The organism is Sediminibacterium soli (assembly GCF_009939225.1).
Classification (GTDB): domain Bacteria; phylum Bacteroidota; class Bacteroidia; order Chitinophagales; family Chitinophagaceae; genus Sediminibacterium; species Sediminibacterium soli.
In genome coordinates, this window is record NZ_JAACJR010000008.1 from 118363 (window position 1) to 144786 (window position 26424).

At 49.5% G+C, this 26424-nt stretch carries 20 protein-coding genes and 1 other RNA gene; 11 read left to right on the forward strand and 10 right to left on the reverse strand.

Annotated features, from left to right (window positions below; all coding sequences use genetic code 11):
* Positions 1 to 192 precede the first annotated feature (192 nt).
* Together GWC94_RS07790 and GWC94_RS07795 are read left to right on the forward strand one after the other, a co-directional pair.
* A complete protein-coding gene (locus GWC94_RS07790) occupies positions 193 to 3273 on the forward strand; it encodes a beta-L-arabinofuranosidase domain-containing protein (protein ID WP_161834488.1) in 3081 nt (1026 codons plus the stop codon).
* Positions 3274 to 3406: 133 nt separating this feature from the next.
* A complete protein-coding gene (locus GWC94_RS07795; protein WP_161834489.1) occupies positions 3407 to 4075 on the forward strand; it encodes an SET domain-containing protein in 669 nt (222 codons plus the stop codon).
* On the opposite strand, the gene GWC94_RS07800 is transcribed toward GWC94_RS07795, so the two are convergent.
* Positions 4076 to 4828 carry a hypothetical protein gene (locus tag GWC94_RS07800; protein WP_161834490.1) on the reverse strand — a complete coding sequence of 251 codons (753 nt, stop codon included), beginning with the start codon at positions 4826 to 4828 and terminating at the stop codon, positions 4076 to 4078.
* 220 nt (positions 4829 to 5048) lie between these two features.
* On the opposite strand from GWC94_RS07800, the gene GWC94_RS07805 reads away from it, so the two are divergent.
* The 4 genes from GWC94_RS07805 to GWC94_RS07820 all read left to right on the forward strand — a co-directional run bounded on the left by GWC94_RS07805 (position 5049) and on the right by GWC94_RS07820 (position 9069).
* Positions 5049 to 5477: a GNAT family N-acetyltransferase gene (locus tag GWC94_RS07805; protein WP_161834491.1), complete on the forward strand. Its 429-nt coding sequence runs from the start codon at positions 5049 to 5051 to the stop codon at positions 5475 to 5477.
* 293 nt (positions 5478 to 5770) lie between these two features.
* Entirely contained in the window at positions 5771 to 6454 is a 684-nt protein-coding gene (locus GWC94_RS07810) for a hypothetical protein (RefSeq protein ID WP_161834492.1), read from the forward strand.
* A 262-nt stretch (positions 6455 to 6716) separates the two neighbouring features.
* Positions 6717 to 7154, forward strand: coding sequence for a VOC family protein (locus GWC94_RS07815; RefSeq protein WP_161834493.1), 438 nt, complete (start codon positions 6717 to 6719; stop codon positions 7152 to 7154).
* Between the two features lie 886 nt (positions 7155 to 8040).
* On the forward strand, positions 8041 to 9069 hold the full coding sequence (locus GWC94_RS07820) for a lytic transglycosylase domain-containing protein (protein ID WP_161834494.1): 1029 nt from the start codon (positions 8041 to 8043) through the stop codon (positions 9067 to 9069).
* 233 nt (positions 9070 to 9302) lie between these two features.
* Here GWC94_RS07820 and ssrA read toward each other — a convergent pair.
* The 4 genes from ssrA to GWC94_RS07840 form a co-directional block, all read right to left on the reverse strand.
* Positions 9303 to 9674: a transfer-messenger RNA gene (ssrA, locus tag GWC94_RS07825) on the reverse strand.
* Positions 9675 to 9814: 140 nt separating this feature from the next.
* Positions 9815 to 11170, reverse strand: coding sequence for an RIP metalloprotease RseP (gene rseP / locus GWC94_RS07830; RefSeq protein ID WP_161834495.1), 1356 nt, complete (start codon positions 11168 to 11170; stop codon positions 9815 to 9817).
* Between the two features lie 87 nt (positions 11171 to 11257).
* Positions 11258 to 12415, reverse strand: coding sequence for a 1-deoxy-D-xylulose-5-phosphate reductoisomerase (locus GWC94_RS07835; protein ID WP_161834496.1), 1158 nt, complete (start codon positions 12413 to 12415; stop codon positions 11258 to 11260).
* Between the two features lie 106 nt (positions 12416 to 12521).
* Positions 12522 to 14015: a GH3 auxin-responsive promoter family protein gene (locus GWC94_RS07840; protein ID WP_161834497.1), complete on the reverse strand. Its 1494-nt coding sequence runs from the start codon at positions 14013 to 14015 to the stop codon at positions 12522 to 12524.
* Positions 14016 to 14198: 183 nt separating this feature from the next.
* On the opposite strand from GWC94_RS07840, the gene rplU reads away from it, so the two are divergent.
* The 4 genes from rplU to GWC94_RS07855 all read left to right on the forward strand — a co-directional run bounded on the left by rplU (position 14199) and on the right by GWC94_RS07855 (position 17010).
* A complete protein-coding gene (gene rplU, locus GWC94_RS07845) occupies positions 14199 to 14504 on the forward strand; it encodes a 50S ribosomal protein L21 (RefSeq protein ID WP_161834498.1) in 306 nt (101 codons plus the stop codon).
* A 53-nt stretch (positions 14505 to 14557) separates the two neighbouring features.
* Positions 14558 to 14824: a 50S ribosomal protein L27 gene (gene rpmA / locus GWC94_RS07850; RefSeq protein ID WP_161834499.1), complete on the forward strand. Its 267-nt coding sequence runs from the start codon at positions 14558 to 14560 to the stop codon at positions 14822 to 14824.
* 69 nt (positions 14825 to 14893) lie between these two features.
* Positions 14894 to 15070: a hypothetical protein gene (locus GWC94_RS16670; protein ID WP_202628667.1), complete on the forward strand. Its 177-nt coding sequence runs from the start codon at positions 14894 to 14896 to the stop codon at positions 15068 to 15070.
* A 224-nt stretch (positions 15071 to 15294) separates the two neighbouring features.
* Positions 15295 to 17010, forward strand: coding sequence for a DNA polymerase/3'-5' exonuclease PolX (locus GWC94_RS07855; protein ID WP_161834500.1), 1716 nt, complete (start codon positions 15295 to 15297; stop codon positions 17008 to 17010).
* A 19-nt stretch (positions 17011 to 17029) separates the two neighbouring features.
* On the opposite strand, the gene GWC94_RS07860 is transcribed toward GWC94_RS07855, so the two are convergent.
* The 4 genes from GWC94_RS07860 to GWC94_RS07875 form a co-directional block, all read right to left on the reverse strand.
* Complete coding sequence (locus tag GWC94_RS07860; RefSeq protein WP_161834501.1) at positions 17030 to 18631, reverse strand: Na+/H+ antiporter; 1602 nt, start codon at positions 18629 to 18631, stop codon at positions 17030 to 17032.
* 105 nt (positions 18632 to 18736) lie between these two features.
* Entirely contained in the window at positions 18737 to 22471 is a 3735-nt protein-coding gene (locus tag GWC94_RS07865; RefSeq protein WP_161834502.1) for a sensor histidine kinase, read from the reverse strand.
* The gene (gene mazG / locus GWC94_RS07870; RefSeq protein WP_161834503.1) at positions 22468 to 23244 is read right to left on the reverse strand and encodes a nucleoside triphosphate pyrophosphohydrolase; all 777 of its coding nucleotides are present in this window, start codon (positions 23242 to 23244) and stop codon (positions 22468 to 22470) included. Before mazG ends, GWC94_RS07865 begins: the two co-directional genes overlap by 4 nt.
* Before the next feature lie 10 nt (positions 23245 to 23254).
* Positions 23255 to 24361 (reverse strand): DUF3667 domain-containing protein, encoded by a 1107-nt coding sequence (locus GWC94_RS07875; RefSeq protein ID WP_161834504.1) that lies wholly within the window; start codon positions 24359 to 24361, stop codon positions 23255 to 23257.
* A 105-nt stretch (positions 24362 to 24466) separates the two neighbouring features.
* Between GWC94_RS07875 and GWC94_RS07880 the strand changes: the two genes are divergently transcribed.
* Entirely contained in the window at positions 24467 to 25300 is an 834-nt protein-coding gene (locus GWC94_RS07880; protein WP_161834505.1) for a hypothetical protein, read from the forward strand.
* On the opposite strand, the gene GWC94_RS07885 is transcribed toward GWC94_RS07880, so the two are convergent.
* Complete coding sequence (locus GWC94_RS07885) at positions 25297 to 26424, reverse strand: hybrid sensor histidine kinase/response regulator (protein ID WP_235918489.1); 1128 nt, start codon at positions 26422 to 26424, stop codon at positions 25297 to 25299. The two genes, GWC94_RS07880 and GWC94_RS07885, sit on opposite strands and share 4 nt — an antisense overlap.

The window sequence follows — 26424 nt, forward strand, 5'->3', positions numbered from 1 at the left end:
GTAAACAGTTTAGCAGGGTAAATATATTCCGAAACCGGCGAAATGCGGATAATGCGTTGCAGGTGTTACCATATTGCGCGGATTAACCGATGGCATACCTGTTAATATCGGGTGATGATTGGTTAAAATAGACTTATCGGAACACGTGGATTATTCCTTGTTTTACGGGAATTATCAAACATTGTTTTTCATATGAAGATGTACCAAGTATACCTGCGGGTTATTTTGCTTACCGGTATTTTGACCGGGAGCCTGGGTACCGGCCTCGCGCAGAACGGCGATCAGATACTGGACGGGATCGGTGAAACCGGAATGATTGCGCGGTATGTATTTAACGGCGATGCCCGCGACTGGTCCCGCAACAACCTGCACGCCAGGGTTCAGGGAAGCGAAAGCAGATTTGTGAACGACAGCCGGTTTGGAAGGGTTTTATCGCTGGCGGGCGACAGCAGTTCATTCATCACCATTCCCGGCGAAGCATTGACCGATCTGGAATCGCTGAGTATATCGGGATGGATCTACCTGCGATCCAAACAGCCCGGGCAGCGCTTTTTTGATTTCGGTAAAGATGCCGGCAAACATTTTTTTGCGGCTCCTGCGGGCACTGCAGAGCAGGAAGGTTACCAGGCACTGATCACATCGGGCAAAGCAAATAAGAATGGGGCGGTTGCGCCTGCTATCGAGCTGAACAAATGGGTTCATCTTGCCGTAGTGATAGACATACCTTCAAAATCAATCACCACGTATGTAGACAGCAAACCTGTTGCCGAGGCAAAAGATATCCCGCTGGAACTAACCGAAGTATTCGGTCAGCAACCGGGCGAGAAAATGCTTTATATCGGCAAATCCCTGACACCGGGAGATGCTTACCTGAATGCGATGGTACACGATTTTCGCATTTACCGTGTTCCGCTGAGCAACAGACAGGTGGCGGCCATTTATACAAATGCCCAGAGAGGAAGAGGACTTAACGAAGGATCGGTGAATACCGGTGGCAGGCGTGTTGAAGACGAGCTTCCCCGCTTCTCTCCCACCGAAGCGCAGCTGTATAACACCTATCTTTTGCAGGTATCGGATGTGGAAGTGGAAACAGAAGCAGGCAGTCTGCCCCGGCTGCCCAGTTATGTGCCCGGAACTTACCGGGACGATATGAAAGGCAAAGCCCCCAGGGTGCGCGTGGTATGGCCCGAAGCCACAGACAACAGCGCCGTGCTTACCCCGGGGCGTTACACCATCACCGGACGCGTTGCCGGAACCAGTTTTCAGCCAAAAGCTTTTGTTACCGTAAAAGCGGCGAAGAAACCGGTTGTGCCTGCTTTGAAACTGGCAACATTTGGACTGGGCAGGGTTTCACTGAAAACGGATGCCGGCGGACACGAGACACAGTTCATCGAAAACCGCAATAAATTCGTCAGCACGCTGGCAAAAACAGATCCCAACTCATTTCTGTACATGTTCCGTCATGCTTTTGGCCAGAAACAACCTGAGGGCGCAAAGCCGCTGGGTGTATGGGACAGCCGCGATACCAAGCTGCGGGGTCATGCTACGGGTCATTATCTGTCGGCGATTGCACAGGCATATGCGAGCACGGGATACGATAAAACACTGCAGGCGAATTTCTCCGATAAGATGGCCTATATGGTCAATACGCTGTACGATCTGTCGCGGCTATCCGGCAAGCCGAAGGAAACGAACGGAACACATGTATCCGATCCTGCCGCCGTGCCCCCTGGCCCGGGCAAAACCGCTTACGACTCGGACCTGAGTGATACGGGCATACGCAACGACTACTGGAACTGGGGCACAGGATTTATCAGCGCATACCCGCCGGATCAGTTCATCATGCTGGAAAACGGCGCCAAGTACGGCGGGCAGAAAAACCAGGTTTGGGCACCGTATTACACGCTGCATAAAATCCTGGCCGGGCTGCTGGATGTATACGAAGTGAGCGGCAACCAAAAAGCGCTTGCCATTGCCTCGGGTATGGGCGACTGGGTGTATGCACGACTGAGCAAGCTGCCGACAGATACGCTGATCAAGATGTGGAACACCTATATTGCCGGTGAGTTTGGCGGTATGAATGAGGCCATGGCGCGGCTGTACAGAACCACGGGCAAAGCGGATCACCTGAAAACCGCGCAGCTGTTTGACAACATCAGGGTGTTCTTTGGCGACACGGCCCACTCGCACGGACTGGCCAAGAATGTGGATCTTTTCCGCGGACTGCATGCCAACCAGCACATACCGCAGATAGTGGGCAGTATTGAGATGTACCGCGTTTCGCATAATCCCGAATACTACCGGATTGCCGATAATTTCTGGTACAAGATGGTCAACGATTATATGTACAGCATCGGCGGCGTTGCGGGTGCGCGCAATCCCAACAACGCGGAATGTTTTATCAGTCAGCCCGGCACCTTGTACGAAAACGGTTTTGCCGCCGGAGGTCAGAACGAAACCTGCGCCACCTACAATATGCTGAAGCTGACCAGCGACCTGTTTCTTTTCGATCCACGCGCGGAGTTAATGGATTACTATGAACGCGGGTTATACAACCATATCCTTGCCTCGGTGGCGGAAAATACGCCTGCCAACACCTATCATGTGCCGCTCAGACCCGGCGCCATCAAACAATTCGGCAACCCGAATATGACCGGGTTCACCTGCTGTAACGGCACGGCGATAGAAAGCAACACCAAACTGCAGAATTCCATTTATTTCAAAAGCGGGAATGACCGGGCGCTGTACATTAACTTATACGTTCCTTCCGTGCTGGAATGGACAGAACGCAAGGTAACCGTGGAGCAAACCACGAGCTTCCCCAATGAAGACCAGACTACGCTTACCATTCGCGGGAATGGAAAATTTGAGGTGCATGTGCGTGTGCCGGGCTGGGCTACAAAAGGCTTTTTTGTGAAGATCAACGGCAAAGAACAAAAGCTGCAGGCAAAGCCTGGTACCTACCTGAAACTATCCCGCAGCTGGAAAGACGGTGATAAGATAGAATTGAAAATGCCTTTCGAATTTCACCTGGAACCGGTTATGGACCAGCAGAATATCGCCAGCCTGTTTTACGGCCCCGTATTGCTGGCCGCACAGGAACCCGAGGCCCGGAAAGACTGGCGTAAAATAACACTGGATGCAGGCGATATCAGCAAATCCATCAAAGGCGATCCGCAGCAGTTACAGTTCACCATTGATGATGTGATCTTTAAACCATTTTATGAAACCTACGGACGCCATTCTGTTTACCTGGATGTAAAATTGAAATAGAAATAACAGGATATACTATCCAATACTGTTTCTTAAAAGAAGACCAGATGCTATCCGGTCTTCTTTTTTTTACGATGACAGCACAGCGCGTATTATGCAATAAAACAGGGAAAGCGTTCGTTTATTATTCCTGATGCCGCTTCCTGAAAATTACCTGGTTATTAAACGGTCCCTGTTACCCGGTGCGGGCAAAGGGCTGTTTACCAGGATCGCCATCAACGGGGGAACCCGCATTATCGAATACAAAGGGGTGATCAGAAAAAAAGTCAGGGAAGCGGATATGCCCTATGCATTTGTTGTGCGCCCGGGTTATTTGATCGATGCGAAAAATTACAAGGACGGTATTGCGCAGTTTGCCAATGATGCCACGGGAACCGGACAGTTAACCGGTGTTGACAATAACTGCAGGTATGTGCGCGACGGATTGAAAGTGTTTATCGAGGCAAAGAAAAACATCAGGGCCGGCGAAGAGCTCCTGGTATTTTACGGCAGGGGGTACTGGGTGGAGGAAGACGATACAAATGCCGCGGTCAAAAAAAATATTCATTTACTAACCCATAAACCGGATCGTATGGCAACAGCAAAAAAGGCCGCTAAAAAAGCAGCGCCTAAAAAACCCGTAAAGAAACCAATGGCCAAAAAAACAGCGAAGAAAGCTGTTAAAAAAGCGGCGAAGAAAAAAGCTGCACCAAAAAAAGCGGCGAAGAAAGTGGTAAAAAAAGCAGCTCCTAAAAAAGCAGTGAAGAAAATCGCCAAAAAAGTTCCTTCCCGCAAAGGAAAAAGCGGAAAAACCGGCGGTTAATTACGGATTTTTCAAAGCAGCAAGACTATCCCGCAGCGCGCTGAGATCAATGCCTGCGGGATTTTTGTTGTCCTTTATAAAATCTTCACTCAGTACGGCATAGGCTTCGTCGCAATAGGTATCGAAATACGCCCAGCTCATCCATTTTTCAATTCCCCAGGTAACTGCTTTCAGTCCATGTTCGCTGTACCCCGTGATGAGCACCGCGTGCCCGCCCCAGGAGCCCGGTTCAAAATCGCCCACGGTGCCGGAGGCGGGTATCTCCCAGCGTTTTTGTTTCATACACGAAGCAGGAAGGTTCAGACCGGCATAGCATCCGCCAAAAAGATAGATGGTTTGTCTTACCTCTTCGTGATCGAGCGGATCGATGGATGCAAACGCGAAAATGCGATGCCCATGGATATAATATTTGCGCCAGTATTTCAATACATCGATCGAATTCATACCGATGTCATTGGCGCCTGTTTCGGGATCGTAGCCGGTGAGTGCGGAATAGGTTGCCACGATGGCCGCATCGCTTGGCCGGAAAAGTTTACCGGTGTTCGAGGTCCAGGTCATGATAAAATGTCCCGCCGCAGCAATGGTGCAGTCCGATGAACGCATATTATCCATCTCACCCCATGCGTCTTTCGCAATATGCGCATCCCAGTTCCAGCTATCGGGCACTGCGGGCAGTTTGTTTTTACGGAGATAATCGGCTAGGCGGAAAGTACGTTCGTCTTTTTTAACAGGTTGGCGCCCGGGCTTATGCATGTTGCGTTGTTGAATGATCTGCTTGTGAATAAAGAAAAGATTCAGGCGATTTTTCAGGCGGACGGAAAGTAAATATACGCATTACAGCAGATAGGCACATGGCAGAATAGATTATCTTTAAGCAGATGGTTCATTCAATATCCCGAGCGTTCGCTGCAAAATAATCTGTTGGCAATAAAGCAAACAAATATGGAGATACAGCATTGCACCAAGCAAGACTTTGACCAGTACAGAGATCGCAGCATTCTGGGGAAGCGACCGCACACTTTCGATACACCATCCAATGTTGCTTCATGAATTTGGCAACACCGCTTTTGTGATCAGGGATAAAGACAAGGTAATTGCGTATCTGTTTGGCTTTTTCTCCCAGACAGGCAAGACAGGATATGTGCATCTCATAGGTGTCAGGCAGGATTACCAGGGGCAGGGGCTGGGCAAACAACTCTATGATCATTTTACCCAGCTGGCAAAACAACAGGGCTGCAGTAAACTAAAAGCCATTACCACCCCGGGCAACCACCATTCCATTTTTTTTCACAGGAAGATCGGCATGAACCCTGTCGGCGAAAAAAATGAACAGGGTATTGAAGTGGTGAAAAACTATTCAGGCCCCGGACAAGACAGGGTTGTTTTTGAAAAGCAGTTATAAAGCAGGGAGAAGATATTCCGGATTAACGGATGATGGATTGGCGGATTTGATCTCTGCGAAACGCCGCCCCCTCGCTGTCTCTGCGGTGATCTTTCCCGGTATTCTCCGGATACCCGTTTGTACAGCAGGTTTAACGGAAGTTAACAGCACCGCCGCCAATTGAAAAAATTGCCGATTCATCTTCAATCAGTTGTAATAGTACTACCGTGTCATACAACCGGTATCGCGCCGGACTGCTTGCAAAAAACAGATTTATTGCCTACTTTTTAATGTTAACCTTTAAAAACAACATTATGAGTACAAGCAATTACCAACAACGACGCGGTTTTTTAACCAAAGTAGCCGGTGCGCTTGGCCTTTCTGTATTGATCAATCCGCCCAGCTCCATGGCTACTGCTTCTGCAACCGCAAACACAGACCTGGCAGCCGATGACTGGGTGGCGCAAATAAACGGAAAACACAAAATGGTGTTTGATGTGCCGAAGCCGCATGGCATTTTTGCCTTTGCCTGGCCCAAGGTTTTTTTATTAACCAACCAGGCCACCGGAACGCCGGAAAAAGAAACCAACTCCGTGGTGGTGTTACGCCATGATGGTATTCCTTACGCGATGGAGGACGGGCTTTGGGAAAAATACCGGTTCGGAGAATTCTTTGGCGTGGATGATCATCGCACGGGCAAGCCTGCCACACGCAATCCGATGTGGCAAACCAAAGACGGCGAATTTGTGATACCGGGGTTTGGTCCGGTGCCCATCAGCATCGGGGAACTGCAGAACAGCGGTGTGGTCTTTTGTGTTTGCGATGCAGCGCTCACCGTAAATGCGCATACCATCGCCGCCAAAATGAAACTGGACGGCGCCGAGGTAAAAAAAGAGTTTCTGTCAGGCATCCTGCCCGGAATAAACCTGGTTCCTTCCGGCCTATGGGCGCTGGGCAGGGCGCAGGAAAAAGGATGTGGCTATTGTTTTGCGGGTTGACGAAATCTTGCCTATTGGTTATTCGTTAGCGATCCAACTGTTTTCAAAGACCGGTTGGCACTTATCGACGTAACGGGGTACTCTCTGTGTAAGTGCCCCGTGAAAATCAGGCAGTTTAAAAGGCAAAAAATACCCTTACCTGTAAACTGCCCGATTTTCGCGGGAGCTGTCTTCTGACGCATATGACCACCGGAATTGTCGCATTTGCACAGGCCAACCTGGAGATAATTCCCGAGGTTTGTAGTCATTAAAAATTAACATCATGGCACAGATCAATCCGTATGTAATGTTCAACGGTAATACCGAAGAAGCATTCAATTTTTACAAATCAGTATTTGGCGGTGAATTCGCGATGGTTGTCCGTTTCAAAGACATGCCGGCCGAGCCCGATCCGAAATGGACCGAAAGCGAAGCCAATCATATCATGCACATCGCCCTGCCCATTGGCAAAAACAGTATGCTGATGGCCAATGATGTGCCATCGGGTCTGGGACGTGTGGACGAAAACGAGAACCGGAGTAAAATTTCAGTCAGTGCGGAAAGCAAAGAAGAAGCCGATAAAATATTCAACGGACTTTCCGCAGGGGGACAGGTTGAATTTCCTATCGGAGACAGTCCATGGGGTTCCTATTTTGGCATGTTCCGGGACAAATACGGCATCGAATGGATGGTTGATTTTGATGCAAGGAGAAAGGGGTAATACGGGGAAACGATCGGCTTATCCTGCGTCTTATCTTTCCATGCTACGCAGCGTATACTTTTATTGGCCTAAGCAAAACTTCATCGCAGATATTTATTCTAAAGAGGGGTTTGCGCCCGGAACGATCATATTGTAGCAACACAAAAGGTCTAGCAATTCATCATTGCAAGACCTTTTGTGTTGCTACGCCTTCCATTGTCGCATTGGATTCAAGCCGTTGTTATTAAATCAGCGGTATCAGAAACACTTCGCGCGAGCGCCATACTTCCTTTTTACCTTTATTGCTGAACTGAAAATTTCCTGGTCACCTTGCCGGTAACCATAAGGCGTACCTTATGAAGAATTAAAAAACGGCTATTGTTCCGGACCTAACGAGTCTTCATCGTCAATAATTAAAACAGATGCGCGCATTGAACAAATGTAAATTAGAATAGTTCAGGTGCGTAAATAAACTCCAAGCAGGTTATCAAACAAACAAGGAAATGCATTACATATCTTATTAATATTAGTGCATCCTCGCCTTCCATTTTCGCTTTGGGCTTCAATGAACAAGTGCGTTTTCGGCAGACAAGTGGAGATGAGGGGAATGGAATCGAACCCTTGATTCCACTATTATCATTCTTGAGTAAATTCGCAGATACACAATCCCACCAAGAATTCATACACTGTTTACCCCGTGATATTAGCATTTCGTTTTGATATTGATTGAGTCCTTTGTGATAGGGTTATAACACAAAAAGTTATCTTTGCAATCCTCTATTAAAACGCTGATGCGTTTAACCGATTAAACTACGGTGACAACAGAAAGTCTAACCTGTGCAACCGGTACATACTGCTACCAACGACTAACTGCAATTAGTTAACAAATCACAAAAAGTTGTAGCCTATGAAATGGTTTCGCTTCACTTTCGGTCTTGGTAACATTATTGCGGCCAGCAAATATAGCCTTATCTACTTCGCCCTTCTGATCATCGGCGTGACGACCATGTCCTTTGCTGATGCCAATAATAATATCCCTTCGAGATCGCCGTTTTCCAGCCTTTATATGCCTGCGGCCACCGGTAACCATTCCGGGATCGCGCAACTTAATCCGCAAGCTTTATCGTTTGTGCAGGAATATATGCGCAAGCAGGGAGAGGAACTTGAGAAAATGAAAGATTGGGGTAAACCCTATTTTGACCTCTACGACAAAATCCTCGCCAGCTACGGCGTTCCCAGAGAGATGAAATACCTGAGCGTCATCGAGAGTCATCTTAAGCCTGAACTGGTATCATGGGCAGGAGCGGTTGGCCCCTGGCAGATCATGCCTGATGAAGCAAAACGCTTTGGTCTGCATGTAGGCAGACATGATGAGCGGATGGATTTCAAAAAAAGCACAAAAGCCGCCGCGCAGCTGATGAAAGAACTCTACGGCGTTTTTGGAGATTGGCTGCTGGTGGTGGCAGCCTACAACGGCGGCGTTAACCGTGTTAAAGATGCGATCCGCGAATCGGGGAGTAAGAATTTTTGGGAACTTCAGTCTTACCTGCCAGAGGAAACGCGTAATCACGTAAAGAAATTTATCGGCACACATTATCTCTTCGAAGGCGGTGGCGGCTGGACGACGCTGACCGCGCAGGAAGCGCAGGTACAGAAAGCGCTGCTGGCAAATCCCAATGCCATACCCTTTTCAGGTGAAGAGATCGATAATTCGATACTGTTGGAAGTGAACGGCCGCTACAGTGCAAAAGTGATCACGGATGCTCTGGGAATCGACATCGACAAATTCTATAAATGGAACCCCGGGTTTGAAAAAACACTTGATCAGGGAAAAACATACTCCATGCGCCTGATGAAAGATAAGGCAGGGCAATTCGAATCGAGAAGAGATCTCCTGCTTACCGCCTCCTTCAATGAAAAAGCTGCCGACAGCTGATGCTGCTGCGGCATGAATTATCTCATTGTAAAACTATCAGAGGGCAAAACAGGTTTTCAGTGCGAGTCAGGTTGAACAAAAAAGGAAATGCTTTTACATTTCCTTACCCTCAGTCCACCTTCGCCTTCCATTTTCGCGTTGGGTTTCAATGGACAAGCTCATGTCATCGTTGGTCGCCTCACAACAATCAACAGCAAACAACAATGCCGGTCAGGCGACCGGCATTGGCAAATCTGTGGAGTCGAGGGGAGTCGAACCCCTGTCCAAACATCGTAACCATTGGCTTTCTACATGCTTATTTCATGATTGCTTGTCGGCGGTTTGCCGGACATGAACAGACCAACAAACCGCTTAGCTGGATAGTCTTAAGCAACCCGCACAGCCTTGGGTTGCAGCAGCCTCTTTTGTGTTGAGTCGGCGGCGGCGCCTGGTAAGAAGCAGACCTGCGCGGCGGCCCAAATGGTTACTTAATCACTGATTAAGCAGCCATGGCATACTGTGTATTGCCATTTGAGGTTTGAGTATTCAGATTAAAGTGCTAATTACCCAACGCACTGCATGCTTACACCAACCGTAACCTATGCTGTCAAAACCAGTACGACCCCGGTTAATTTGAAAATAGGTCAATTTGAAAATGACCAAGGCCCAAAATTACAAAATTACAGGCAGCTGCGTTTGTTAAATCAACAAACTACATCCGGAGTCCTCATTTTCAAATTTTCAAATTAACCTATTTTCAAATTGCCTACTTAAACAATCGCCAGAAATCCAGCCCCAACGCATACGCCATCAATCCGAGTAACAGCACCATGCCCACCATCTGCGCGTATTCCATGAATTTATCGCTGGGTTTGCGGCCGGTGATCATTTCGTAGAGGGTGAAGAGCGCATGTCCGCCGTCGAGCGCGGGTATGGGTAATATATTCATGAATGCGAGGATAATCGAGAAGATGGCGGTCAGCGTCCAGAAACGCTCCCAGTCCCACACACCGGGAAACGTGTTGCCGATGCTGATCACGCTGCCCAGGGAATCCTTGGCGGCCACTTTACCGGTAACCAGCTGTTTCAGTCCGGTTACATACCTGTCGAGCGTTTGCCAGCAGCGTTTCCAGCCCATGGGAATAGCTTCTGCAAACGAATAGGTTTTGGTTACCGTGCCCAATACCTCGGCAGGGTCTTTGAAACCAAGACTGACCGCTTTGGTATTGATCAGGAATTTTACCGATGCGGTGTCGCCGCCGCGTATCACGGTGGCGGTTACCACCGAGTCGGCATATTTCTTTTTCCATTCCTGGAACTCGTTCAGGTATTGAAAATAGTGGCCGTTGATCGCGATCAGCGTATCTCCTTTTCTAAAGAAAGTGCCGTCGAAGAACCTGGCCTCCTTGGTTACCGTATCCACCACCGCCGGGTAACGCGGAAACACCATACTCCCCAGCTTTTTCTTGCTTACGATCTGTTTCATAAACCCTTCGGGAATGGTGATCGCCACCGGCCGGCCTTCGCGTACCACACCCAGCGTCTTTGCCTCTTTTAACACGATCTCCGACTCGAGGGTTCCGAAATTCTCGATCGACTGTCCATCGATGGATAGGATGTTATCGCCGTCTTTAATACCCAGGGTTCTTGCCAGCGAATCGGTGTACACACCGTATTTCATATTCTTCACCGGCAGGTTTTCTTCGCCCCATACCCAGGTGATGCCGATAAAGATCACGATGGCGAGGATCACGTTCACGATCACACCGCCGGTCATGATGATCAGCCGCTGCCAGGCCGGTTTGGCGCGGAACTCGTAAGATTGCGCAGGCTGTTTCATCTGCTCCTTGTCCATGCTCTCGTCGATCATACCCGCTATCTTCACAAAACCGCCAAAAGGCACCCAGCCGATGCCGTATTCCGTTTCGCCTATTTTCTTTTTCCAGAGACTGAACCAGGGATTGAAAAAAAGATAGAATTTTTCCACGCGGCATTTGAACCAGCGGGCGGGAAGAAAATGCCCCAGTTCGTGCAGCACCACCAGTATGGAAAAGGACAACACAAATTGCGCTGCTTTAACGCCCGTGCTTGCCCAGTCGATTGCTAATAAAGTTCCAGTCATTGTATGGATTACGGATTAACGGATTACGGATTTACGGATTACGATGCCTGAAGCAGGTTGGCCTGCCCCTGGTTCATCTTGCACTCTTTACATATGTATGAGTGAGGCCGCGAAGTTACGGGCCTCGCCGTCGGTTTCAAAATACTCCTCCAGCGTGGGATTGGGCAGAAAAGAGATGCGGGCCATGGTGCGTTCCACCAGCTCCGTCATATCGAGGAAACCGATCCGGTTACGGAGAAATGCATACACCGCAATTTCATTGGCGGCATTGAGGATGCAGGGCATATTGCCCCCCTGTTTAAGCGCTTCCATGGCCAGGGCCAGGTTGCGGAAGGTTTTGATATCCGGTTCTTCGAACGTAAGCGTATTGGGTTTGCGGAAATCGTAGCGCGGAAAATCGTTCTGTATCCGCTGCGGAAAAGCCATGGCATACTGTATCGGCAGTTTCATATCGGGCAGACCCATCTGCGCCTTGATGCTTCCGTCTTCGAACTGCACCATGCTGTGGATGATACTCTGCGGGTGCACCAGTACCTGTACCTGGTCGTGCGACAGGTTAAACAGCCATTTCGCTTCGATCATCTCCAGTCCCTTGTTCATCAGCGTTGCCGAATCGATGGTGATCTTGGCGCCCATGCTCCAGTTGGGATGCTGCAGGGCATGGTCTTTTTTCACGTTCACCAGAAAATTGGGCTTCTTGCCCAGGAAGGGGCCACCGCTGGCCGTAAGCACGATCTTCTCGATCCTGTTCTTTCCCTCTCCCACCAGGCACTGAAAAATAGCGGAATGCTCGCTGTCGACCGGGATGATCGGTATGCGTTTTTCCATCGCCATGCGCATAATGATATCGCCTGCCACCACCAGTGTTTCTTTATTGGCGAGCGCCACGGGTTTGCCTGCTTCTATCGCTTTGAGCGTGGGACGCAGACCCGCATAACCCACGATGGCAGCAAGCATCATGTCATAACTGTCCATGGCAGCCACCTGTTCCAGCGCGTCTTCTCCTGCAAATACCTTGGTATTGGTATGTGCAAGCGATTCCTTTACGTTGATGTATTTTCTTTCATCACCGATCACCACGGCATTGGGCTGAAAATCCAGCGCCTGTTTGATCAGCAGCTCATCGTTGCTTTGTGCTGTCAGTATCTCTGCAGAGAACAGAGTGGGATTGGCTGCGATCACATCCAGCGCCTGCCGGCCGATGGAACCTGTTGAACCGAATATAGCGATACGTTTTTGCGTCACGAGAGGATGATTAATCGTTAAAAATCAGCAATTAATAAATAACAGCCGGCAATCGGTTGTTAAAATGCCTGTTAAACACAGTCCGGAGCAGGCTGCGGCCGGCTGTTTATCCTGCGAATTCCTCCAATGCATCCGCGATCTGGCGGTCGTTGCTGAGCCGGGGAACTTTGTTCTGCCCGCCCAGTTTACCCACCGAGCGCATATAATCGATGAATGCGTTCTTGCGCAGCCTGCGGATCTGCAGGGGCTGCAGTATGTTGCCGCTGATGAGGTCATCATAATAAACATTCTTCCTGCGAAGGTTCTGGTCGATGATCTCGCGGAAACGCTGCATATCATCGGGTTCTTTTTCGAACTCGATGAACCATTCATGGTAGCTTTTTCCCTGCTGCTGCTGCACCATCGGCGCCACGGTGAATTCGGTTACCTTGGCATGCTGTTCGGTAACCGCTTTGAGCAGGGCCTGCTCCACTTCTTCGCCGATCACGTGTTCGCCAAATGCCGAGATAAAATGCTTGATGCGGCCGCTTACCACCAGCCGGTAGGGATCGATGCTGACAAACTTAACCGTATCGCCGATATTGTATCCCCACAAACCGGCGTTGCTGTTGATGACCAGCGCATAGTTCTCCCCCAGTTTCACCTCTTTCAGCGAAAGACGCGTGGGGTTCTCCGAGAATACTTCGGCGGCGGGTATGAATTCGTAGTAAATGCCGCTGTTGGTGTTCAGCAGCAGCCCTTCTTTTACCTGCGAGTCCTGGAAAGCAAAAAAACCCTCGCTGGCAGGAAACAGCTCGATCGAGTCCACTTTTTTGCCGATGCTCTCAAACAGCCTGGCTTTATACGGTTCAAAATTGACACCTCCCTGTACCATAACACTGAAGTTGGGAAATAACGCAGCAATTTTTTTGCCGGTTTTTTCCATCAGCCTGTCAAAATACATCTGCATCCATGGCGGTATGCCGCTGATCAGGGTCATGTCTTTGTTAACCGTTTCGGCAACGATTTTTTCCAGCTTGGTTTCCCAGTCCTCTATGCAGTTGGTTTCATAGCTGGGTAACTGGTTGGACCGCAGGTAGCTGGGTATATGGTGGTTAACGATACCGCTGAGCCGGCCCGTGGGTATATCGCCCACCCTTTCCAGTTCGGGCGACCCGCTCAGAAAGATCATTTTGCCGCTGGCAAACCCCGAATTACCCGTTTCCGCCATATAGCAAAGCAGGGCGTTACGTGCCGAATCAATATGATTATCAATGGAATCTTTGGTGATCGGGATGTATTTTACCCCGCTGGTGGTGCCGCTGGTCTTGGCAAAATAGATCGGGCGCCCCTTCCACAGAATATTGTGCCTGCCTTCTTTTACCTGCTGGATATAGGGTTTGAACTGCTCGTAATCGCGCACCGGCACCGCCTGTACAAACCCCGCATGGTCGGTTACCTGGCCGAGCCCGTGGTCTTTTCCGAAAACCGTTGATTTACCGATCTTTAGCAGGGATTTCAGGATCGCATCCTGGTCTTCAAGGGCCGAATGCGCATTTTTCTGGATCTTGTTATGTATATAATGAGCGAACGGTTTCGCCAGGAGAGATTTTAGGTTCATGTTCTGCTACGGATCGTTAGAGAAACAAAGGTAGGGAAATAGGTAGCGAAAACGCCGCTTTCCCGATGGGCAATTGCCGCCCGGGCCTGGGGATTTCCACGGGTGTTAATAAGATTTTATTGCAAAATCTTTATGGTTTTTTCGAATAAAACCCTACCTTTGCCGTCCTAATTTTGGTAAGCTATGTTAGCAATAGTAAAAATCGCGGGTCAGCAATTTAGAGTTCAGGCGGGTCAAAGCCTGTATGTTCCTCACCTGCAGGGTAAAACCGGAGACAAAGTTGAGTTCAAAGATGTACTGTTTACAGACAATGCGGGTGCAGTTGCCACCGGCAGCGCTGTGAAGGCAGTTGTAAAAGCAGAGATCATCAGCGACCTCGTTCAGGGTGATAAAGTGATCGCCTTTAAAATGAAAAGAAGGAAAGGCTTCCGTAAAAAACACGGACACCGCACCCATTATACAAGGATCAAAATTGAAAGCATCGCTTAATCAATCGGTCATTTCTTCTGGTAAGGATTGTTCTGATTTTAAACTCATACACAATGGCACACAAAAAAGGTGAAGGTTCCGTAAAGAACGGCCGCGACTCACAAAGCAAACGTTTAGGTGTAAAAATATTCGGCGGTCAGCCTGCACTTGCTGGTAACATTATCGTTCGCCAGAGAGGAACCGTATACCATCCCGGTAAGAATGTTGGTGTTGGATCTGACTTCACCCTGTTCGCACTGTCGGATGGCCTGGTTGAATTCAGGAAAGGAAAGAACGACAAAACAACCGTGTCTGTAAAGCCGGTTGAAGTGAGCGCATAAAAATTTTTTTTTGCAGTTCCAAATAAGTTTTTATTTTTAATGCATTAACTAACCATTAAATCTAAAAACATGGCAACTGCAAAGAAAGCCGCTAAAAAGGCTGCGCCTAAGAAAAAAGCTGCTCCTAAAAAGAAAGCAGCCCCTAAAAAGAAAGCTGCTCCAAAGAAAAAAGCAGCTCCTAAAAAGAAAGCCGCTCCAAAGAAAAAAGCAGCTCCTAAAAAGAAAGCTGCCGCTAAGAAGAAGTAATTTCTTCGAAGAGAATATCGAGAGACCCGGGAAAATTTCCCGGGTTTTTTTATGCAAAAAGGGAGAGCAATTTGAAAATGTGGTAATTTGACAATTTGAAAATGAAGAAGTTAGCGGTATGACCGAATTGTTATACTGGTCAATTGCGCACAAATAACCATTTAACAATTGAACCGCTGAACCTCCCATTTTCAAATTTTCAAATGACCTCATTCTCAAATTAAATGGACAACTATACCATCTCCGAAAACTTCTCCCTTCTTTCCAAACTCATGGACATCCATGGCGATAACAGCTTTAAGGCAAAATCCTATGCTTCGGCTGCATTTACCATCGACAGGCTGACCACGCCCCTTGCAGAACTGGCGCCGGACAAGATCGCGGCCATTAAGGGGATCGGGGAATCGGTTGCGGCCAAGATCAGGGAGCAGCTGGCAACAGGCGAACTGGGCGCGCTGAAAGAATACCTGCTGAAAACACCCGCCGGTGTACTCGAAATGCTCCACATCAAAGGCATCGGCCCAAAAAAGATCGCTACCATCTGGAAGGAACTGGAGATCGAATCGCTGGGCGAACTGCTCTATGCCTGCAACGAGAACCGACTGACATTGTACAAGGGTTTTGGCGAAAAAACACAGAACAATATCCGGGAGGCCATCGAGTTCTATATGAACAACCAGGGCAGTTACCTGTACCGGCAGGTGGCGGAAAATACAGCTGCCTGGACCGATATGCTGCACCGGCTGTTTGCCAACGAGCGCTTTGAGATCACCGGCGAGTTCCGGAGACAGATGGAAGTGATCAATAAACTGGAATGGGTTACCACGGCCGGTATGCAAACGCTCAAAGACAAATTTGAAACGCCTGCACCCGCCTCCGGAAAAGAAACCACAGGGGAAAACCTGTTTGAAGTGGTGACGGAAGAAAACGGTTACCTGCTGGTAAAGGGCCAGAGCGCCGGTCAGCATATCTCGTTCGGTTTTTATACCAGCACTGCCGACCAGTTCTGCGCCACCCTGTTCCGCACAAGCTGCAGTGCCGAATTCCTGGAAACATGGATCGCCGAACACCATGCGCTGGATGGACAGTATGCAACGGAAGACATGATCTTTGCACAGGCAGGGCTGCCCCTGATACCGGTATACCTGCGCGAAACCGCCGCCACTTTGCTGTCGGCAAAAAAGCAGCCGCTTCCGGAAGTTATCCAGCCGGAAGACATTACCGGCATCATTCACTGCCATAGCAACTGGAGCGATGGCGCAGACGACCTGGCTGCCATGGCGAAGGCGGCAAAACAAAAAGGCCTGCAGTTCCTGGTGATCAGCGACCACTCGAAAACAGCATTCTATGCCAATGGGCTCAGCGAGGAAAGGATACTGGCACAGCACCGGCAGGTGGATGAGCTGAACAAACAACTGGCCCCATTCAAACTATTCAAGAGCATTGAGAGCGATATCCTGAACGATGGAAGTCTTGACTACGCACCCGAAATACTCAGCAGTTTCGATATCGTGATCGCTTCGGTTCACTCCAACCTGAAGATGAACGAAGAAAAGGCGATGATGCGTTTGCTGAAAGCGATCGAGAACCCCTATACCAGCATCCTTGGTCATATGACCGGCCGGCTGCTGCTGAGCCGCAACGGCTATCCTGTTGATCATGCAAAGATCATAGACGCCTGCGCCGCCAACGATGTGGTGATTGAGCTGAATGCACACCCGCGCAGACTGGATATCGACTGGCGTTACATCGCCTATGCGCTTGAAAAAAATGTGCTGATTTCCATCGATCCCGATGCACATGCCGTTGAAGGGTTCGACGACTGCCGCTACGGCGTGCTGGCCGCCCAAAAAGCGGGCCTCACCCGCGAACAGAACCTCAGCAGTTTTTCACTAAAAGATTTTGAAGCCTTTGTAGCCCGCCAGCACCGCAAACGATAAATACCCTCACCACCAAAGATCACCCTCCATACATTTCCATCTGCAACCTGGTTTCTTCAAGATCGAGTTCGCGCTCGATCTTGCGGAGGATCTCTTCGTTGGCTTCTCCCTTCCTGTGCATCAGGGCAAGTTCTTTTCTTTCGATCCCGATAAGGTCCAGCTGCAGCTGGGTAAACTCATTAAAGATGCTGCCGGCAAGCGTTTTTCCTTTCCCGAAATAATTCGAAGGCAGGTCTGTGCGTTGCAGTCGGTTGTATTTTACCTCGTATTTGCTCTTGATATTGTCCAGCAGATCGTCCTGTATCAATGCCAGGTTTTCTTCAATAAAGGTGATGGTCTGCGTTACCACCCTTGTTCGCACATCGTATTCTTCCAGCGCAATGGAATAGGGCTCCATCTTCATTTTGCGGATGATCCAGGGCAGAGTGAGTCCGAGCGGCACCAGCGTGGCCAGTATTACGCAGAAGGAAAGATAGATGATGAGGTTGCGGTGCGGAAACGGAGAACCATCCGGTAACAGGGTGGGTATGGCCAGGGCCGCCGCCATCGACACCACACCGCGCATGCCCGCCCAGCCGAATATGACCAGGTTGCGGCGGTCGAGGGTTTCGGTTTCCCGTATTTTCCTGCTCATGATCCTCGGCAAAAAAGCAGCCGGTATCACCCATACGAACCTGACGATGATCACCACCAGGCTGATGATGACCGCGTACAGCAGCAGCTCATACCTTCCGTATTCAGCAATACCGGAGATAACCCCGCGCAGCTGCAGACCGATCAGGATAAACACCAGTCCGTTAAGGATAAACATCACCACTTCCCATACCGAATAGGCCATGATACGGCTCTGGTTGGTGAATATTTCTCCCGACCGGAAAGTGAGGTACAGACCCGTGCTGACCACGGCCAGCACACCCGAAAAATGAAAATGTTCTGCCAGCAGGTAGGCGGCAAACGGCGTAAGGAAGGTAAAAGTCACTTCTATGACCGGGCTGCAGACAAAATGTTTGTGGATAATATACATCAGGTAACCGATCACCAGACCGATGGCAATACCGGCGCTGGCCACGAGCAGGAAATTGAGTCCCGCTTCCCAGAGTACAAAATTTCCGAGCGTAATGGCTGCCAGCGCATATTTGTAAGCCACCAGTCCGCTTGCATCGTTCACCAGACTTTCGCCTTCGAGAATGGTAATCAGCCTTGGACTGATACCGAGACCTTTGGTAACGGATGTGGCGGCAACGGCATCAGGCGGCGATACGATGGCGCCGATCAGGAAAGCTGTTGGCCAGCCGATACCCGCTATCATCCAGTGAGCGGCAACCGCTACCAGGACAGTGGTAAAGATCACCAGACCGATGGCCGCCAGGCCGATGGGACGCAGGTTCGCCTTAAACTCGTGCCAGCTGGTAAACCATGCCGCGCCATACAGCAGGGGCGGAAGAAAGATCACGAACACCACATCGGAATTCAATGCAATCACGGGCAGTCCCGGCATGATGCTGATGATCACCCCGCATAATACCAGCGCAATCGGCAGCGGGAATTTGTACTTATTACTCAGTATCCCGATAAATGCCATTCCAAACAGCAGGAAGATGATGATGGTGGTGTTTTCCATGGAAATAAAAATAATATCGAATAGTCGAATTTCGGCAGGGAATATCAAGACGGTGTAAAACCGGCGCGGTAAGCGCAAAAGGAATTATTTCCCGCCAGCTGTTTTTCAGTTTGACGCTTTTGGCAGCCTGATGTAAAACACCGCTCCTTTTTCTTCCACCGATTCAAACCAGATCCGGCCATTGGCTTTTTCAACGATGCCTTTGCAGATAGCCAGTCCCAGGCCGGTTCCGGAGGATTTGGTGGTGAAATTGGGTTTGAAAATATTCTCCCGCATCCGGGGTGGAATGCCGCCCGAATCGTCGGCAACGGAGAGCAGTATCTGTCCGTCCACGATCTGCTGCTGTATGCGGATATGCGCCTGCCTGTGGGGCTCCTCATTGGCTTCGATCGCATTCTGGATAAGATTGGTGAAGAGGCGGTTCATCTGCACCCGGTCGGAGAATACGGCGTAGTCACCCGCTTCTTTTGCCCATTCGATCTGCGCTTTGGGATGCGCCTGGTAGAGCCGCACCACGGAAGACAGGGCATCGGTGATATCAAATTTTTCAAGACGCGCATTGCCGATGTTTGCGAACTGGGAAAAATCACCGGCGATCTTTGACAACTGGTCTATCTGCTCTATCAGCGTTACGGCCATGTTCGACGACAGTTCCTTTACATTTGGCGCACCTTTCTGTATGGCATTCTGCAGGTACTGTATGCTCAGCTTCATCGGCGTAAGCGGGTTTTTGATCTCGTGTGCCACCTGCCGCGCCATTTCGCGCCAGGCCCCTTCCCGCTCGCTCTTGGCAAGCGCCTGTGCGCTTTCCTCGAGTTTCTTTACCATCTTGTTGTATTCCTCCACCAGCATGCCGATCTCGTCGTTGCGGTTCCAACTGATCTCTTCGTTGATCTTGCCGAGGTTCATCTCGCGCATTTTCTTACCGATGATGCTGAACGAATTGGTGATACGGCTGGTGAGGATAAAAGCGATCGCACCGGCTATCAGGAAAATAAAGGCGTTGAGGTTGATCAGCGTTGCCAGAAAGCTGGAGATCTCCTGGTTCAGCTCGCTCTGTGAATTGAGATACGGTATGTTCAGATAGGCATAGGCACTGCCCGCATCGTCGATCAATGGCACATAGATGCTGAGGTATTCAAAACTGCCCACCTGCTCCGACTGCAGGTAACGCATACTGAAACCATACCGCAGGTGCTGGTACGCACGTGGTTCCATTTTAGCGCTGAGCAGGTGTTTGTTATAGATATAGGGCTGGGTTGAAATAACCAGCGTTCCTTCGGTATTGTAATAATTGATGTCTACGTTATGAAGATCCGATATCTCTGCGATGGTTTTCTCCAGTTCGGAGCGTACGCCGAGGTTATCGGGCACATCATCGAACGCCTGCAGCGAATTCATGCGGCTGTTTACCTCGTTGGCCATTACCTGAATGGACTTGGACAGGCGTTCTTCGTTGCCGCGGTGAAACCTGAGGATAAAAAACGAGATGGTGGCAATACCGATCACCAGGAAAGAAAATACGCTGAGGAAGATAATGGTGGCCTGTATCTGCGAACGGATATTCAGCCGCAGCATTTTCCGCATCTCCTGCCATTTGAAGCGGGCCTGCAGCGCCCGGTTGCCCACATGAAACACCAGGATGATCAGCAGGAAAGAGCAGAACAGGTAGGCAAAAAGCGTGATCGCCTCTATTACCCAGGTGTTTCGTTTTACCACCAGCACCTGTTTGTCGTTGCCGCTGTTATACCATAGTTCGCTGTAATTACCCTGTTTACGGAAAGAGAACTCGAAATCCGGCACCTCGCGCCTGTCTATGCGCGAGGGGAAACTGTAGGTATTGAAATGATTGATCAGCCGGCCCTTGTTGTATACGGCGTATGCATAGTTGGTGTTGAGGTCAGACGCCACATCCTGCACCTGGTTAAAAAGCTCGGGATACAGCGCCTCGCTTTTGTAACGTTTCGATTTGATGATCACGAACAGGTAACCCAGTTCCCCGTCCTCGTCCCTGATGTCTTTCTGGTAGATATAACTGAATCCTTCTGCGGTGTTATCGTAACTGAACAATTCGGGGATCACCGTGGGCTTGGCCTGGTTCAGCAGTATGGTTTTGATACTGGCATAACTGGTAGAGTCCTCGTTATACAGCGGGTGATACAGGCTGTCGAAAGTATAGATGCGGGTATCGTATTTATTGAGATAGCCTGAAAAATTCTGGTTGATCAGGCTGTCTTTAATGAATTTGTTGGAATACTCGCTCTCCGCCAGCCGGTGAAAATTGCTGATAAGAAAGGCATCGTCAAAATTGGTGGCGGCAATATTCAGCAGGCTTTCCCCGGAAGGGTCTGTCTGCAGCGCCAGCTTTTCCGCAATGCTCTTACGCTGTCCCGCTTCCACGATCCTGTTCTCATAGATCACGATGGAGGCAATAGACATGGTGAAGATCATCACCCAGAAAATAAAGAAGGTGGAACGCAGCAGCGGCTTGCCGATATCTCTTCTGCGGAAATTCAGCAGCAGCACATAACCGGTAAGCCATACCAGTATCCAGAGATAGGTTCTGGTGTCCGTAATCGCCGTAAACAACAGCAAACACAGCGAGCCCGCCGTCGCCACGCCCAGCAACTGCTGGTACAGCGGCACCTGGGTTTGAATGGCCGGTTTGAGCAGTATCTGCGAAAAATGGAAAAAAGAAAGCACCAGAAAACACAGTACAATGATGCTGATAACGCTGTATACGGTTAAGCTGAAGATATTGGTGACATCGAAAGAGATCTTGGAATCCTTTACCAGGCTGATGACAACGCTGCCCAGCAGAAAGCAGATAAACGTAAGCAGGGCCAGGCTGCCGAAATTATAGACGTCTCCGGGCAGTATCTTTTTGATCCAGGGCAGGTGGTCGTGGTGGGTTTTGTAAAAACTCACCAGCCAGAAAAGCAGCACCGCGTTCACAAACAGATCGCCAAGCGAAGGATGCAGGAAATTGGAGGCATAGATGGAGGGGTCGAACAGCAGCAGCTTGCTGAAATCGAAAGGGAAGGCAAACCGGTAGGTGATCACCCGCAGCAGTACCACCACAGCCGTCAGAAACAAAAAACCTGTACGGAAATTGCGCCGCAACACAATCTCCTGCGCCACCGAGTGCAGGAATACCAGCATCAGGATAATGGCCATCACCCGCAGAAAAACGGTGATGCCGTCGTAAGCCACAAACAATTTCCCTTCCTTTAATTTGATGCGGAAAAGTTCCTCGCCCTGGCTGTCGTTAACCGGCAGTGCCGATGGGTCGGCGCTGATCTCGTATTGCAGACTCAGACCCGGATAGCCTGCAAAATCGCTGTGCAGGTACCTGTTCTCGATAAAATAAGACCAGCGCACCGGTATCATACCGATCACCGCGTACACGATGCCGCGTATGGTATCGGTGGTCTTGACCATTTCAAAATCGCCGTTGGAAGTGCCCACAAAAAAATTGGCGGCCTGTCCGTCTACATCGTCGTTGTCAACATACATCCGGTTGGTGTTCCAGTATACCAGTGAAGGCGTTTGCCGGGTTTCGTTGAGGCGGTAGATAAACAGCCCGATATCATCGGCCAGCGGGTTACGTATCTCGGGGCCGGGATGGATCAGGGTGTAGAGCAAGGCCGTATCGGCGCTTACCCGGGTAAACCGGGCTTCCTGTCTGTGCAGGCTCTGTTCGATGCTGCTCTGCACTTTTTCAGGAGAGGAGTGATAGCTCCAGTAATTGCTGAATATAAAAGAGATGGTATACAACCAGGCGGCCGTAATGATCAGGTATCCGTGTTTGTATGTTGCCTGGCGTAATAACTGGATCAAGCAGATCGGGGTTTTCGTTTGATATCATTCCAGATGGCGTCCATTTCTCCGAGCGTCATATCGGTCAGTTTTTTTCCTTTTTCCGCTGCCACGGCTTCCATTTGCTGAAAGCGGCCGATAAATTTCTTGTTGGTCAGTTCCAGTGCACCTTCTGCATCCACCTGCAAAAATCGTGCATAATTCACCAGACTGAACAGCAGGTCGCCGAACTCTTCCGTTACCTGCTCCTGTTCCCCTTCCCTGATCGCCTGTTGCAGCTCGCCCATTTCCTCTTCCACTTTCTTCCACACGTCTTCCCTGTTATCCCATTCAAACCCCACCTGTTTTGCTTTTTCCTGTATACGCGTGGCTTTTACCACGGCAGGCAGCGATACCGGCACTCCGCCCAATACCGATGTTTTGCCCTCTTTTATTTTAAGTATTTCCCAGTTCTTTTTTACCTCCTCCTCTCCCGTCACCGTTACATCACCATAGATATGCGGATGACGGTAAATGAGTTTTTCGCAGATGCCGTTGAGCACTTCATCAAGACTGAACTGCTGCTGCTCCGTTCCGATCTTTGCGTAGAACAGCAGGTGCAGCATGATATCGCCCAACTCCTCCCGGATGCCTTTCCAGTCGTTCTCGGTGATGGCATCCGCCAGTTCATAGGTTTCCTCCAGCGTAAGCGGCCGGAGCGTGTGTATGGTCTGCTTCCTGTCCCAGGGGCATTGCTCACGCAATTCATCCATGATTTTTACAAGCCGTAGAAAACTGTCTGCTGTTTGCTGCATAACCGGTCTTTTAAATCGACATCGCCGAGAAAATAATAAAAATGGCAAAGATAAACGACATGATGAACAGCGAGAGGAACATCACCAGTATGTATTTCAGGATGGTCTTCCTTCTTCCCTGCTCATAAAAGCCCCGCATACACTTATACCAGTAAAAGAATCCCAGCAGCGTGAATATGCCGGTAAGCCAATCGGTATCCCAGTGAAACCGGTGCATCAGCCATGCCAGCAGGATGCCGATCAGTATCAGGATAAAGGTACCGCAATACAGGTGAATGGTATAGATCACATGGTTTACATAATAGAACTTTTTACGCCGCACATACAGCAGCTGCAATGCCAGCGCAAACAGGGGCAGCGATACAAACAGCATCTGGGGAAACAGGTGTTTGAATTTCTCAACGATTGCCTTCCATATTTCCTTGGAATCATCATGGTATTTCTCTCTCAGGTGCAGGTTCTGCCGCGTAAACCGGCGCTCGAAAAAGCCCGCGCGATCCGACACTGGCAACGCCGCCTGGGCCGAATCATAGGCTTTTACGGTTTTAAAATCGCTTTCGCTGCCCAGAAAATTGAAGTCATCGCGAAAGGTGATCAGCTGCTCCCTGGCGCTGGTGTCTTTTCTGATCGTCACCAGATCGCTGTCGATATTCGACAACTGCGCCAGGTAGCGCTGCACCTGGGATGCATTCAGCGAGTCCTTTTTCAGTTTCTCCTGCGTTCGCGTTTTCTTTTTCTCCAGCCGTTCTATGAGTTCCTTTGCCGTAGACTGCGTCTCTGTCATTTTCACCATTTCCCCGTCTTTGCTCATACTGAAGAACACAAGAAAAAAGAAGGCGGAAGTGAACACATACATCCTGATCGGGTGCAGGTAAGAGGCCCTTCTCCCTTTCAGGTACTCATGCGAAAGAAACCCCGGCCGGAACAGGAGGTACTTAAGCGTACTGAAAAACTTGCCGTCAAAATGCGTAACGTCGTACACAAAATGGGTAACCAGGTGCCAGAAACTTTCGTGCGGCTCTGTGTTTTCCTGTCCGCAGACATGACAATACCTTCCATGAACCGTTGCCTGGCAGTTGAGACAGCTCTTTTCCTTTCGTTCGCGTAGATGAGACACTTGTTAACGTTTGATTAAAAATACAGAACTAAACGATTGCCGGAAGCGAAGGTTTTTGGATTGTTGAAAAATGCCTCTGTACCTTTGGCAAAACCCGTATACCGAATGAGGATCACGTTTGTTTTACTGGCCTGTGTGTTTACCCTGTCTGCAGACTGCCAGTATTATTTTAATGATATTATTTCCACCCAGAGCACCAACGAACAATACAAACTGCTGCGCGCAGGCAGGATCAAAAAGATCACCGGCACCAGTTACGAGGCGGACAATTCCGTTTCGGAAGGATTTTTACTCGAAGAAGAGATCAGTATGGATGGCAAACGGGTTTCGGTGAACACCGCTGTTGCCGGCGGCAAAACATCGAATACAACCTATGGCTACGAGCTTTCGCGTTTAAAAAGATCGCGTGCCTACAGCAACGGCATCGAAAACAGGACGGAATACCAGTATAACGACAAAGGAAAGATACAGCAGGTGCTGCTTACCACCACAGACACGGCCATGAAATACAGTTCTGTGGAAGCACACGACTGGGTATACAACGAAAACGGCGAACCTGTTTCCATGCTTCGCACAAAAAACAGGACGGATTCGACCCAGATCGTTTTTGTCAGGGACGAAAAAGGACTGGTTGCCGAGGAACACTGGAAAAGAAAGGGAAAGGATATAGAAGTGTATTACTACTACTACGACGACGCCAAAAGACTTACCGATATCGTTCGTTACAACAGCCGGCTGAAAAAGCTGATACCCGATTTTCAATATGAATACGATGCCGGCAACAGGGTAAGCCGGATGACGCAGATCTCGCTCGGCAGCGCCAACTATTTTGTATGGCAATACACGTATAACGACAAAGGACTCAAAACCTCGGAAACCGGTTTTGACAAAGAGAAGAAAATGATCGGCCGCATGGCGTATGCGTACGAAAATTATTAGGCTGCCGTTTCGGCAACTTCCGGTTCCTCCTGCTCGTTGTGGTTAGGCACTTTGAGGGTGAACCGGGTTCCTTTTCCAAACTCTGAATTTACGTTGATATCGCCGCCGATACGGGTAAGCGCTTCTTTTACGATGTACAGCCCTATACCCAGCCCATTGCGGTAATCGGTGCTGCGGAAAAATATCTGGAATATTTTATTCAGGTGGTCTTCGATGATACCCACGCCATTGTCCTCGATGAAGATCAGCGCCTCTTTCTTATCCGCTTTTACCGTAATGGATACCTTAGGTCTCTCCTCATCGCTGCGCTGGTATTTCACCGCGTTGGAGATAAGGTTGTTCAGCACCAGCGACAGGCGGAAACTGTCGCTATGGAACTCTGCGGTCTGGTCCACTTTTGTTTCAAACACCAGCTGCGGGTTCTGCATATTGCAGAGACTGATGCTGTCGTTGACCAGCGTATGAAAGTCCACCACCTCGTTCACATTGTCCACACGGATACCCTTGTAATACTCGATGATCTTATGAATGAACAGGTCCATTTTGTTCACGCAGCTTTCGATCATATCGTAAAAACCGGTGGGGTCTTCCGAGGGGGATTGCAGTTTGGCCACGTTCAGTATTCCCAGGATATTGGCCAGCGGCGAGCGAAGATCGTGTGAGGTGCTGTATACAAAACGGTTGAGTTCATCATTGGTCCGTTCCAGCTCGCGGATCTTGTTCTTCAGTTCCAGCCTGGTGCCGTACACTTCGTAGGCGTTCTGTATCGCTGTTTTCAGTTCCAGGTCGTCCCAGGGTTTTTTGATATAGCGGAATATCTCGCCCGAATTGATTGCCTCCACCAGGGCGCCCAGGTCGGTGTACCCGGTGATCAGTATGCGCATGGGATCGGGATGCGCTTTGCGTACGATACTGAAGAATTCAACACCTGTAACCTTGGGCATTCGCTGGTCGGCAAGGATCACGTGTATCTCGTGATCGTTGAGAATGGCGAGTCCTTCGGCCACGCTGGTGGCGGTGTATATTTCGTAAAAGCGCCTGAAGCCGGCCTGAAATGCAAGCAGGTTGTTGGCTTCATCATCTACGTACAATATCCTGATCCTGGTGTCTTGTTTTCTCATCAT